This window comes from ANME-2 cluster archaeon, assembly GCA_014237145.1.
GTDB lineage: Archaea > Halobacteriota > Methanosarcinia > Methanosarcinales > Methanocomedenaceae > Methanocomedens_A.
Map to the genome: position 1 here is coordinate 1 of JAAXOC010000109.1, position 13,288 is coordinate 13,288.

At 44.4% G+C, this 13,288-nt stretch carries 8 protein-coding genes and 1 pseudogene; 6 read left to right on the top strand and 3 right to left on the bottom strand.

The window, feature by feature from the left end; translation table 11 throughout:
- Positions 1-206 precede the first annotated feature (206 nt).
- Positions 207-1,049, bottom strand: a pseudogene (locus HF974_14770) (hypothetical protein).
- 80 nt (positions 1,050-1,129) lie between these two features.
- Between HF974_14770 and HF974_14775 the strand changes: the two are divergent.
- The 4 genes from HF974_14775 (at position 1,130) to HF974_14790 (ending at position 8,799) form a co-directional block, all read left to right on the top strand.
- On the top strand, positions 1,130-4,243 hold the full coding sequence (locus tag HF974_14775) for a DEAD/DEAH box helicase (GenBank protein ID MBC2699561.1): 3,114 nt from the start codon (positions 1,130-1,132) through the stop codon (positions 4,241-4,243).
- Between the two features lie 199 nt (positions 4,244-4,442).
- Positions 4,443-5,342, top strand: coding sequence for a hypothetical protein (locus HF974_14780; GenBank protein MBC2699562.1), 900 nt, complete (start codon positions 4,443-4,445; stop codon positions 5,340-5,342).
- Positions 5,343-5,728: 386 nt separating this feature from the next.
- The gene (locus tag HF974_14785; protein MBC2699563.1) at positions 5,729-6,898 is read left to right on the top strand and encodes a plasmid pRiA4b ORF-3 family protein; all 1,170 of its coding nucleotides are present in this window, start codon (positions 5,729-5,731) and stop codon (positions 6,896-6,898) included.
- Positions 6,899-7,707: 809 nt separating this feature from the next.
- On the top strand, positions 7,708-8,799 hold the full coding sequence (locus HF974_14790) for a hypothetical protein (protein ID MBC2699564.1): 1,092 nt from the start codon (positions 7,708-7,710) through the stop codon (positions 8,797-8,799).
- A 581-nt stretch (positions 8,800-9,380) separates the two neighbouring features.
- Here HF974_14790 and HF974_14795 read toward each other — a convergent pair.
- The gene (locus HF974_14795) at positions 9,381-9,977 is read right to left on the bottom strand and encodes a hypothetical protein (GenBank protein MBC2699565.1); all 597 of its coding nucleotides are present in this window, start codon (positions 9,975-9,977) and stop codon (positions 9,381-9,383) included.
- Between the two features lie 489 nt (positions 9,978-10,466).
- Here HF974_14795 and HF974_14800 point away from each other — a divergent pair, with 489 nt between their 5' ends.
- Together HF974_14800 and HF974_14805 are read left to right on the top strand one after the other, a co-directional pair.
- A complete protein-coding gene (locus HF974_14800) occupies positions 10,467-10,748 on the top strand; it encodes a hypothetical protein (protein ID MBC2699566.1) in 282 nt (93 codons plus the stop codon).
- Positions 10,749-10,933: 185 nt separating this feature from the next.
- A complete protein-coding gene (locus tag HF974_14805) occupies positions 10,934-11,119 on the top strand; it encodes a hypothetical protein (GenBank protein MBC2699567.1) in 186 nt (61 codons plus the stop codon).
- 55 nt (positions 11,120-11,174) lie between these two features.
- Here the strand turns inward: HF974_14805 and speA are convergent, their stop codons facing one another.
- Entirely contained in the window at positions 11,175-13,091 is a 1,917-nt protein-coding gene (speA, locus tag HF974_14810; protein MBC2699568.1) for a biosynthetic arginine decarboxylase, read from the bottom strand.
- Positions 13,092-13,288 lie beyond the last annotated feature (197 nt).

The window sequence follows — 13,288 nt, forward strand, 5'->3', positions numbered from 1 at the left end:
TTATATATCTATATTAATAATTATATATATTTATATTGGCAATTATACATGGATGTAAATAAAATACCAGCAATGCCCGAAGACACAATCGCAAAAGAATAAACGCTAATGTGCGACATCGTATCTGCGTTCATCCGCGTTCATCTGCGGTTAAAATTTTATTAATTGTTATGTAGCAGACTATACTCCATCACTCACTTTTCTCACTAATGCCTTTTCCCCCTCAACCGCCCCACCACAGCCTCCACCTGCTCCACCGCAGTCCCGATATACCCCTCTGGGTCCATCACCCCTTCGATCTCCTCAGCACTAATGAACTCAGTCACCTCAGACCGTTTCATCAGTACCTCCTTCATATGCCTGCCAGACTCGCGGGCCTCCATGGCGCTGGTCCTCACAATCTCATGTGCCTCCTGCCTGCCCACACCCCGCCTGGCCAGCTCGATCATCACAGCCTCGCCCATATTCAGCCCGCGCATAAGCTCCAGGTTGCGCTTGATATTCTCAGGAAAGAAACGCAGATTTGCAATAATACCCTCGGCAAGTTTCAGGAGATGATCGGTAAGCACGCAGGTCTCAGGGAAGACCACACCCTCGCAGGAACTGTTGGTCAGGTCCCGCTCATCCCACAGCGTATTGTTCAACAGTTCAGGCTCAACCATAGCCCTGACTATCCGGGCCAGCCCGCATACCTGCTCGCTCTTGATAGGATTGCGCTTGTGAGGCATGGTGGACGAACCCACCTGGCTTTTGCCAAAACTCTCCTCTATTTCTGCGATCTCGCTGCGCTGCAAAGAGCGGAATTCCACACATATCTTATCCAGGGTAGTGACAGTGTTTACCATCCACATCACGAACTCAGCATGCCTGTCCCTCTGTATGATCTGGGTGGAAACCTCTCCATTAATAAAAAATCACAGGAATAGCCGAGACTGTTATATTATATGTTGGTATTATCAAACTAACTGCAGATGAACACCGCTGAACGCGGATACGCTGCCTGAAAATCTGTGTTCATCTGTGTTTATCTGTGGTTTTATTAAATTCATCAACACGAATTATAACTGTCACCGAAAAAGACAAAATTTATGTACAAATAAAAGAGCATAATAATGTAACTTCACATACAATGATAGCTCTACACGGAACCTGGAAACCATCAGAAACAATAGACGATCAGGGAGATTTCTTCATATGGGGTGAGTCGTCTACAGCTTCCACTATCAAACGCCGGGGCCGCCCTCCAAAATTATCTGCCGGCAAACCCCGCCCCCATCCATTTCAGGTTGCACATGAAGACCTGAAAATGGTGATAGAACTCCTGGAAGTTATCAATGGCAACATTACCAGTACCAAGACCCACAAGGATGATGTGCTTTTATCTCTTCCTACATTATCCAGGTCGCCCCAGGCTTCACCCGATCTACTAAAAGATAATGGCAATGAGAGCCCTGAAGAGCCAGTGGGTTTAATACCATGGAAAATCGAAGGTTTAAGCATCCCACCCGAAAACGCAATATCACTACTTAGCTCACTATCGGGAGCATGGATAGAACATGACAGCACAGTCATAGGAACCGATCTGAGGTTCTGGAGTAACGTTTCAAAATTTTCACTGGAACTGCTGTCAAAACAACATTTTGTTCCCGGTATAGTCGTTTCTGAGAACGGTGAGGTATTTCCCAGATGGCAGTACATGCTGAATGATGACGACGACAGAATGCACTTTTCAATGCTTACAAAGTCAATGCCACCTGTGTGCAGGGCACTCCTCCAGAATAAGGTTCCAAATTTCCAGAAAGCATTCCTATCGGATTTCCTCAATAGTGCCATTAACGACTGTATCCAAAACTGGATGTCGATCTCAGAGATCAGATCAAAAAAACCAGGCATCTCTGAAGTATGGTTACAATCCCTTACAACCGGAGAACCGTTACAAGTCAATAGATCAATGCTTAAAAACCTTTCAAAGGGATTACAATTGTGGGAAGCCCCGATACACGAAATTGAAAAATCAGGATTTCGCACATCCTTTCGTCTTGAGCCCCCAGTTGAAGAAGAGTCGGATTTCTGGAACCTACGGTATTTTCTCCAGGCTTCGGATGACCCCAGCCTGCTTGTACCTGCCGGGAACGTCTGGAGAGAGTCAAAAGATACACTTAATTTCCTAAACCGCAAATTCGACCATCCCCAGGAAAAACTTCTTGCCGATCTAGGGAAGGCCTCCCGCCTGTACCCCCGGATAGAGGACAGTCTCCATTCTCCAAGACCCACTGCAGCCCAGCTCACCACGCAGCAGGCATATACCTTTTTAAAAGAGGCTGTACCTTTATTTACAGAGAGCGGATTCGGGGTCCTTATCCCTCCATGGTGGAAAAAAGGGGCATCAGATTCGAAGCTTGGCGTATCATTAAATGTTAAGCCAAAGCAAGATCCTAAAAACAGCAAGAAATTGTTCGGTTTTAACTCGATCATCCAGTATGACTGGAAGCTTGCTCTTGGCGGTGAGCCTGTAAGTGAAGAGGAATTTGCAAATCTTGTAAATCTCAAAGAGCCGCTTGTGCGTATCAGGGGAGAATGGGTAGAGGTCAAAAAAGAAGATATCGCAGCTGCCATTAAGTTCTTCAAATCAAAAAAATCAGGTGAAATGAAACTGGATGAAGCCCTAAGACTGAGCGCAGGACTGGGAGAATCAGAAATTGGCCTTCCGGTTGGTGGATTTAATGCATCAGGTGTGTTATCAGAGCTGTTCGAGCGTTTATCAGGCAGAACAGGAATAGATGAGCTGACACAGCCTGGTGATTTTGTAGGTGAACTTCGCCCTTATCAGGTCAGGGGCTTCTCATGGCTTACGTTTTTGCGGCAGTACGGGCTTGGAGCATGTCTTGCTGATGATATGGGTCTTGGCAAGACCATACAGCTTCTTGCCCTGCTTATAAAGGATAAAGAGGAAGGTGTTAAAAAACCCACTCTTTTGATCTGTCCTACCTCCGTTGTCGGGAACTGGTATCGGGAAGCGCAAAAGTTTGCGCCGTCCCTCAGGGTTATGATACATCACGGCACAGCCCGGATCAGGACAAATAAATTCTATTCTGAAGCTGTCAAGTTTGACATGGTGATCAGTACCTATGCCCTTGCCCACAGGGATGAGGAGATGTTCAAAAAGGTGGATTGGAGCGGGGTTGTGCTGGATGAAGCGCAAAACATCAAGAACCAGTTCACAAAGCAATCCCAGGCTGTGCGCAAGATCAAATCAGACTACCGCGTGGCTCTTACAGGCACACCTGTTGAGAACCGTTTATCAGAGCTCTGGTCTATTATGGAGTTTTTAAATCCGGGCTACCTTGGCTCGGCAGAAGGCTTTAGGAGGGGTTTTGCACTGCCCATTGAACGGTATAATGATAAAGATGCAGGCATGAAACTTCGAAGTATCGTTTCGCCATTTATCCTGCGCCGCCTCAAGACCGACCCGACCATCATAACAGACCTTCCTGATAAGATCGAGACTAAAGTCTACTGCAACCTTACAAAAGAGCAGGCTACACTCTATGAGGCTGTTGTTAAAGATGTCCTTATGAGGATCGAGAGCTCAGAAGGAATTGAAAGAAAGGGAATTATATTATCGGCACTTACAAGGCTAAAACAGGTATGCAATCACCCGGCGCAGTTCCTGGATGACGGTTCGGCACTGCCGGGGCGCTCAGGCAAGTTGAACCGGATTGCTGAGATGATGGAAGAGGTGATTGCCGAAGATGCTGCTGCCCTGGTCTTTACCCAGTTCGCAGTGATGGGCAATATGCTTAAAACGCATCTCCAGCATGTCTTTGGCCAGGAGGTGCTCTTTTTACATGGCGGAGTATCCCAGAAACAGAGGGACCGGATAGTTATGAGATTTTCTGAAAAGGGCGGACCACGGATATTCATACTTTCGCTTAAAGCAGGCGGGGTGGGCCTCAACCTTACCCGTGCCAGTCATGTGTTCCACTTTGACCGCTGGTGGAACCCTGCTGTTGAGAACCAGGCGACAGACCGGGCATTCAGGATCGGGCAGACCAAGAACGTACAGGTTCACAAGTTTGTCTGCGAAGGGACCCTTGAAGAAAGGATAGATGAGATGATCGAGGATAAGAAAGCACTTGCAGAGAACGTCATAGGTGCGGGAGAAGGGTGGCTGACAGAGATGTCAACCGAGCAGTTGAAGGATCTATTTGCATTGAGGCAAGCGACGGTAATAGATGAATAATGGAATGAGTAAATTTGCAATTTATCATATATAGTTTAATCATGACTAAGATAATCAACCACAGAGAGCACAGAGGACACAGAGAGTTGTTGTTTTACTCTGTGTTCTCTGTGTTCTCTGTGCCCTCTGTGGTTTTTTGAACCATTGCAGAAGATAATAATAATAAAAAGTCTATGAAATATTAACGGAAAGTTGAACAATGAGCTGGCGTAATGACTTCTGGGGCGGCTATGCCCCTTCAAAGCCAATAGAAGTGGAAGGCGGTATCAAAGCCAAAAGCAAGAGGGGCAGTATAGGGGATACCTGGTGGTCAAAACGCTGGGTAAGTGTCCTGGAATCCTTTGGCTGGAGCAACCGGCTTGAGCGGGGAAGACGGTATGCCAGAAAAGGCCAGGTGCTTGATTTTGAACTTTCAACCGGAAAGGTTGAGGCAACTGTCCAGGGTTCTGTACGCAAACCTTATTTTGTCACAATTGAGATCAAACCGATCACAAAAGGGGCATGGGATCATGTAATAGAGGAGATGTCGCAGAAGGCCATATTTGCGGCAAAACTTCTTGCAGGTGAAATGCCGGATGATATTGAGGATGCTTTTGAAGCAGCAGATGTGTCACTGTTCCCTGAAAGGTCAAAGGATATAAAAACGCACTGCTCATGCCCGGACAGTGCAAATCCATGCAAACATATTGCTGCACTTTATTATATCTTAGCGGAAGAATTTGACCGCGACCCTTTCATGATCTTTGAATTGCGGGGCCGGACAAAGGATGATATTACTGCGGCTCTTCGCAAACAGCGCACTGTGGATGTTCAAAGCCCGCCTGAACAAGAGACTCTTACGGCTGATGAGGATGCTGAAGAAGAAGAAGCTGCTTTGTCTATGGATGATTTCTGGGAGGCGGGAGAGAGCGAATCTTTTTCAGTTAGTATATCGCCGCCTGATGTGTCTGCTGCGGTTATCAAACGGCTGGGAACACCACAATTCTGGGACAGCAAGGAGGATTTTGTAGAGAAAATGGGCGGGTATTATGATGAGATCAGCAGGCGCGCTATTGAGACTGCTTATGGTGAAAAAACAGGGGCGAAGAAGAGGAAATAGGATGCGGAGATTTCTTAGTGGGTCGGCTAACAATTTAAATTTCCTTGAAAAGGAAAGCCAAATATGGATTTAAATCAAAAACGAAGGATTTATTTAGTTACTCACAATAATTATTAAATGGCCTCTATGGATTCAAACTAAAGCTTGATGATATTATATGAAATTGTCAGTGTTCAATCTGAAAACAGCCTGTCATGAATCGCTGGTTTAACTAAAAGAAGAGTACTATGTCCAAATTACCTATTATCACATTAACCGAATCAAAACCCACGCCGCTTATACGGGATTTTGCCACATTTTGCCAGTACATAAAAACGCATAAGATAATCTTAACTGCGACCAATGAGTTCATATCTGGAAAACACTTATACGAACTGAACCAGAAGATGACTGATCCTCTGCCAGATACTACTACACGAACTTACCAGACCTTGTACCCTCTTTTGCACTTGTTGTTCCATATGGCCTTAGCAGGAAAATTGTTCAGGAAGTTTCCTGGAAAAGGCAGTAAATTTGTTTTGAAACCAACAGAACGACTTTTGTTGTATGAGGAATTGAAGCCCGCTGAGAAATATTTTTTCCTGCTTGAGACCTTCTGGGTAGATGCCGATTGGAAAAAGCTGCAAGCAGGATACTTCGGTCATTCACCCATGAATACCGTTTCTGGTGTTTTGGAATTTTTAAGCAAACAACAACCTGAAAAGAAAATTCAGGTAAAGGTCAATAGGGATTCTCATATATACATGATGTTTTTGCACTGGGAATATTTCTTACACTATTTTTCTTTCTTTGGTTTCTGGGAAGTAACTCGTGATAAAGATTTAGTTGCACAGCAGGAGCCTAAACGTTTATTTAGAGCAGAATCAATAACACCTTCAACTTTCGGTGTGACCATATCTGAAATCTTAAGTGAAGCAAGGAATTTGTATTACTGGAATTTACCATTCCGTCGCAAAATGGGTGAATGGAAAGCAATACCCGGTTCTGCATGCTATGATGAGAACACAAAGAGATTTTTAAAAATCAAGCCAAAGAGTAATAAGTCAAAAACTTCCATTGAAATTGATAAGGGAAAAACTGGCGATCCATTCTTCCTGCCTTTTATTCCACTTTTTACTGAAGGAGAATTGCAAAAATCTCTTCCACGGGAGGAAGTTAAATTTGTGGATGGAACTTATGTTTTCAAGGCATCCCTTGCTAAAAACCTCTGGAGAACTATTGAAATATCTGCAGATCACACCTTGCTTGACCTGCATAATTCAATTCGGATGGCCTATCGTTTCGATGATGATCATCTTTATTCTTTCTTCATGGATGGCAAGCTCTGGTCCCATGAATGTTTTACATCTCCTAACGATGATCAAGGCATATGTGTGGATGAGGTACGTATTGGCGAGCTGGGACTATTTGTAGGGCAGAATATTCTTTATCTGTATGATTATGGCGATATGTGGCGTTTTGAAGTGAAATTAGAAGAAATAATAACAGAAAGCCCTAAACCTCGAAAGCCACAAGTGATTGAAAAGATAGGAAAAGCTCCTGAACAGTATGGATGATGCGAGGAGTGACATTTGACTTTCTATGCCAGGGGTACTGACGACTGATATATCTGCTTGTAAATCTTCATTGAGCCATATCATCCGGGAGAATGGGGCATTTCCTTTCTTATAGGTTAAGAAACCGTCAGATTAAAGTGGTTTGGATTCCATGTATCATCTGGCACAGGTGACTTCGGAGGAAATGGTGAGCCATGTGGGTAAGGCTTACAGCGCACCTATATAGTCGCCCCACATTGAAGCCCTGTGCCAACTTATTGTCCTGACATCCACTAACAGGATACACATCAAATTTTGAGGTACAAAAGGTGTTTTCCCACCTCTCTATTCAAGAGTTATTAAATAAGCTGGAAGAGCTGGGGGATCAAGTTCCCAGGGAGATGGCTCAAGCCATTCTTGCAAAAGAACAGGAAGCAGTGATACCGTTAATTAATGTCCTCCAAGATGATGACTATTGGGAAGCTGAGGACAATAGGCAGTGGATGCCCCTCCATGCTGTGAAACTGCTTGGCATGCTGGCAGACCCCAGGGCACTTCCCCAACTGGTTAATGCACTTATTATGGCTTATGAAGTTGAGGATGATTGGATTATGGAAGACCTGCCCACAGTGTTCGGACGCATAGGTCCGCCAGCAATTTCCCTCCTTGAGGAGTTTATTTTTGCCCATGAAAGGGATAATGAATTTTGGCGGTCCCGCAGTATTGCGGTGGACGGGTTGGTAGCTATAGCTTTGCATTATCCTCACGAGCAAGAACGTATTTCCACATTTCTACATGGGTTGTTTTTAGAAGAGGATGATCCGGAATTCCTGGCATTTGCCGCAGGGTCTATTTTGGATATAGGTGATCCGTCATCCATCCCTGTTCTGGAGAAGGCTTTCGATCGTGGTGTTATTGATGAATTTATCATTAACAGGGACGATTTGTTGATAGACATCAAAAAGCTTCCTGGCATATATAATAATGATCTGCTGAACTTTTATAATCCTGAAAAGGTCGCCGAACGCCAGGTCAGACGGGAAATAGAATACGAAAAAGAATATGAAAAAGAATACGAAAAAGAGCGTCATGCAGCCCAAAAGCTTGAGCAGCGAGAAAAATCCATAGCGATTGAGCTTAAAAGATTAGAGATAGCAAATGCATTGAATGAGCGCAATTTATTGCCTATCTCCAGGAAAGTAGGCCGCAACGAACCCTGTCCCTGCGGAAGTGGTAAAAAATTCAAGAAGTGCTGTTTTTCATTTGTGAAAGCTCCCCCTCCCAGGCAGGTACTGGGTAATGGATTCTATTATGCTAAATGGGCTGATCTACAAAAGGCAGCACCATATGATACAATACTGGTTCTTGAAAATCTAACATTTCTGGCGTCTGATGCTGAAAGAGAAGGTAATGTTGTCAGGGCTCTGGAACTATTCAGGATACTGAAACCCCTGGCTGAGCAAAAGGGATTGATGGGTAAATTATTACGCCATTTCGGATTAATTGTTTCTGACCACCCGGAACTTGGAGAGGAAGGACTTGATATACTCCGCCGGCTCCAGTCATTCCATAAAGACCAGAACCAGGAACAATGGGTCAATACCAGTATGGATTTTGCTGATTTTCTTGGTCTTATGGGGAGGTGGGATGAGTGCAGGAATGAGTATGGCAAACTCATAGATGTGATGCAGGAGGACTCTTTCATTCGGGTAGGGTTTGCCCGCATCCTGGAAAAGGGCAATTATCTTAATGAAGCTGTTGCCTCATATGAGCACGTGCTTCGGATGGGGGATCAGGCCTATGAGGACGATTTGGAAATAGCAGCAGGGGAACTGAGAGAATTAGCTGCATGTCATAATATTGAACTTGATGCATGGACCAGGGAAGCAATTGGGAACATACGGGCTGGGGAGGAGGGGTAAATGTTGCTTTTTCTTATTGACGGGTAGATTATCTGCAGAAGTTGTCAAGGCTTGAAGGCTCTTAAGTAACTGCTGGTGAAGTAGTAAGAGACGGGTCAATATTCATCATCTATTACCTCGCATTTATTTTCCACCATTTACTGAAGATACATTGCCGAAGCAAGGAATGCATCCTCAGGTTTTCCGAAGAACTCGCCATTAGGTTACATGGATAATTCATACTTCGCATTGCTGTATGTATAGAATGCAAAGCCCCATCGATCATCGCCAAAATATCGAAGCCTGCATAAATGGATAAGAGTGTTTCGGAGCCGTTCAATATACTCTTCCTTTGTTTCATGCCAATCCTCCAGAGGCCAGTCATTGCTGACTTCTGGCTCTTGATATGCATCAATGTAACAAAATTGACCTTTGAAGCGAATATCCAGGCGTGTGTGCTTCCCTCTAAAGTCCTTCTCAGCAATGCTTGTAATACGCTTCTCAACATCATGTTAAACTGGATCAGGGATTTTTATCCCTCCGGCGTCAGGATTAAATGCCTATTTTTTCCGTGGCGACATGACCCACTCCAAATATATTTTTCATTCTTCCAAAACACTTCTATACCATTTGGGAAAATTTATTTTTATGAACTCATCCATCTCTTCTAAATTTTTTGGATTCATGTTCTCGTTCTTCCACTCCTCAAAAACCTGTATGAAATTTTCATAAGGGTCATCGACAGCCCAATCCTTAAATTCTGTAGTAGCTTCTCGTTCGAACTGATCAATCCCTTTCAATATCCCCATGCAGTGAAGTTTTGCCTTTTCGTCCATTGAAAGCTCCTGGCATTTCCTGAGATCGTCAATATAAGGCTCCAGTGCTTCTTCAAACATTTCAAAGGCCAGTTCATAAGGATCAACATACCCGTATCTCGTACTTCCTGAGTTTTTCCAGACATCCTCAACATCAAGGATGTCCAGATCACAGAAGACATTCTCTGCGATACCATCCGGATCCACTTCCATAAGGTATTCCAGCGCCAGCTCTTCTATCCTTTTCGAGATCTTCGCATCCTCATCAGCAAGTCTTTTTAGAATTTCATTAGCATGCTCGGTGCTGACTTTATCGAGAACCTGCTTATTCATTGCGGTTTTGGAGGGGGGCATTGTGCTGTTCTTCGTGGGTTTTTGGGTCATTTGTTCATTTATTAACAGCATTAAGTTATAATTAATCTTTGTGATTTTATGAAACCGTTACAACATATGTTGGTGAATATTATAAAACCGCAGATAAACAGAGATGAACGCAGATTTTCAGGCAGCGTATCCGTGTTTGTCTGCGTTCATCTGCGGTTATTTTGATAGTACCAACATGTAATGTAACAGTCTCGATTTTATCAGGAATAAGAGACTTTTTAATTTATTCTGGATCAATAGGTAATGGCAAAAAAGATCAAACGCAGAGAACGCGGAGAATTGCAGAGGGTTGTTATTTTTCTCAGCGTCCCTCGGCGTACTCTGCGGTTTTCCAGATCGTCCGGAAAATAATAAAAAGTATAAGGAATAAGCTAAAAAGGAGCCAGGGGCGGGGATCTGAAATCCAGGCTTGAAGGGTCTGAGAAACTGCTGATCTGGCAGGAATTTCCGGAAGCTATGCCCAGGAAGGTTGATATGTTTGAGATATAATTGCGCAGGCTTGGACTGCATGAGCACTGGTATGAGGACAGAAACGAGTTTGGTCAGAAAGTAGCTGATCTTTGGGAAAAGGTGGATTACTGGAAGCAGGTGCTTGCAGGACTGGACATATTGCTGAAGACCTTTGGTACGCCTGAACGAATCCGTGTTAAAAGTATGAAAGATGTTGAAGAGTCCTTACATGCCCGGATGTGCGAGGTTGCTGAAGAACAGTGCGGGAGTTGTGTGTGCGGGCGGCAGCCACGGGTGTTGGTTGTTGCTGCCGGCGGCTAGTATGTCTATTTAAATATAAAATTAATGAGGCACTATACCACAAAGGACGCACAGTAAAGTTTACAATGTCTTTGCGAACTTTGCACCCATTGCGGTGAAACCCCCAACGGCAACCTTCAATCTGCGTATATCCGCGTCAATCTGCGACTCACATTGAAATGCTGTCCGGGTCCCCATCCGCCCAGATGCCTAGGCCTGCCGCCGGTCCGCTGGCAGGTGCGGCTGTGGCAATAACAGTCCCCTATGCCATGCATCCCAGAGACTGGGGTGATGTCATAGGTAGCAGTGCCGTGGCAATAAGTGGCAGCATTGCTATAAAGCAGATTAATGAAAGTGCCGGAGACGCCTTCAATCTCACAGGCCTGGGCTGAACAGTAACGAATTATTAACGTTCAAAGTGCCAGTTCAGTAACTCAGGGACACGACCTAAAAATCAAGATACGTATAATCATTGATCTCCCTTTTAATATTGCTCAGGATGCTTTTAGCAGACTGGGGACTCAACTCATTATCGTCCACTGCCTTTTCTATGGACGACTCGACACTTTCCACCAGGCTTGTCCTGCTGAAGTTTTGCATTTTCAGCACAGAACTTACATTGTCCCCCTTGATAATCTTCTTGATGACCCATTCATCCTCACCCTTCGCCACCACATGAGCTTCATGCACAGCCCCGAACAGGTTATGTAGATCACCTATAGCGTCCTGATATGCACCCAAAAGGAGCACAGCTACATAATACGGGTGCCCGTCCAGTGAATGTAACTCCAGCATATCCTTCACGTCCTTTACATCTGTGAACCTATCGATCTCACCATCAGAATCACAGGTCATATCCAGTATAGTACCCATACATTCAGGCTGACGGTTCAATTTCTGGATCGGCACGATCGGGAATAACTGGCCTATGGCCCAGAAATCGGGCATGGACTGGAAAAGTGAAAAATTGCCGATATACCGCTTTGACATTAATTTACGCACATAATCGAACTCTTCGGACTCGTTCCCGGTCTGCCTGATAAACCTGTATATCTTCTGGCATATCTTAAAGAACAGTGTTTCACCCCTGGCCTTTTCAGCCAGGTCCAGCTGGCCCAGGTTGAACATGTTGATAAGTTCTTCCTTGTACTCCAGGCTGTCGTGGTAATATTCGCGGTAGTTCTTCACCGTTATCTCCATAAAACAGTCGTGGAATTTCCAGATGATATTGGGGTCGTTCTCAGTGACCTCAAAATCCCTATTATGTATGATGGATTTCTCATATACGAGATTGGTTATGAGCATGGAATGAAATACGGCCACAGCCCTTCCGCTCTCTGATACAATGGTCGGGTGTTCGATACCTTCCTGATCGCATATCTCCTTTAATGTGAACACTACATTGTTGGTATATTCCTGCATGGCATAATTGGCACTGGCATCAGATGATGTCCTGCTGCCGTCATAATCGATACCCAGCCCACCGCCAATATTGAAGTATTCCAGTCCCGGGGCCAGCTTCTTGACCTCGACATATATCCTGGATGCTTCCTTTATCGCATTTTGTATCCGCCGTATCTCTGTGATCTGGGAGCCGATATGGAAATGCAGCATCTTAAGGTTCTTGATCATGCCGCTTGCCTTCAACTCATCAATGGCACCCAGAAGTTCGCCTGTTGTCAGGCCGAACTTGGCTGCTTCGCCGCCTGATTCCACCCATTTACCGCTCCCTCTTGAATACAACCGTATGCGGATGCCCATACATGGATTGACGCTTAGCTTTTTGGATTGTTCAATAATATCGTATATCTCGTTCAACTGGTCTATTACCAGTATGATATTCTTCCTGAAATGGGTGGCTTGCAGCGCCGTCTTGATGTAGTGCTTATCCTTGTATCCATTGCATACCAGAAGTGATTCAGGGCTCAGTTTAAATAACAGGCTTTCGATAAGTTCAGGTTTACTGCCTGCTTCAAGCCCGTAGTTGTACTTCCTGCCAACACTGACGATCTCTTCCACTACGTCCTTGCGCTGGTTGACCTTTAGGGGAAATACACCTTTATAGGTGCCCTGGTACTGGAACTCGTCTATGGAACGGCCAAATGAATCATATAATTCACTTATCCTGCTTTCAAGTATCTGGGGAAAACGAAGCAGTACAGGCGGCTTTATCCTGTTCTTTTTCAGGTATTCTATCACCTGCAGGATCTCTACATTATGTTTGCTTTTATCTGGTTTCACTAACAGGTTGCCTTTATGGTTTATGTCAAAGTACCCGCTGCCCCAGTTATCAATGCCGTATAGTTCTTTTGATCTGTCGTTCTTCCAACCTGCACCGTTATCGAGATTCTTATTTTTCTTCATTTGAGCATTATCACTTCCGGATAATAATTACTAAACTATATAAAATCTGATTCATCTGAATAAACACCTGAATCTTAATATAACTATTCGTTTTAATCTTTTCCATCAATATCTTCGCCAATTAACCAATACTAACTATACTAACTGTACTAACCATCCTCACGTTAATACGATAGAAGGGAGGATTTTCTTTCATC

Excerpts from the sequence above, each read along its gene's own strand:
- HF974_14775 (MBC2699561.1), top strand. The coding sequence starts at position 1,130 with ATGATAGCTCTACACGGAACCTGGAAACCATCAGAAACAATAGACGAT.
- HF974_14780 (MBC2699562.1), top strand. The coding sequence starts at position 4,443 with ATGAGCTGGCGTAATGACTTCTGGGGCGGCTATGCCCCTTCAAAGCCA.
- HF974_14785 (MBC2699563.1), top strand. The coding sequence starts at position 5,729 with ATGACTGATCCTCTGCCAGATACTACTACACGAACTTACCAGACCTTG.
- HF974_14795 (MBC2699565.1), bottom strand. The coding sequence starts at position 9,977 with ATGACCCAAAAACCCACGAAGAACAGCACAATGCCCCCCTCCAAAACC.
- HF974_14805 (MBC2699567.1), top strand. The coding sequence starts at position 10,934 with ATGCCTAGGCCTGCCGCCGGTCCGCTGGCAGGTGCGGCTGTGGCAATA.
- speA (MBC2699568.1), bottom strand. The coding sequence starts at position 13,091 with ATGAAGAAAAATAAGAATCTCGATAACGGTGCAGGTTGGAAGAACGAC.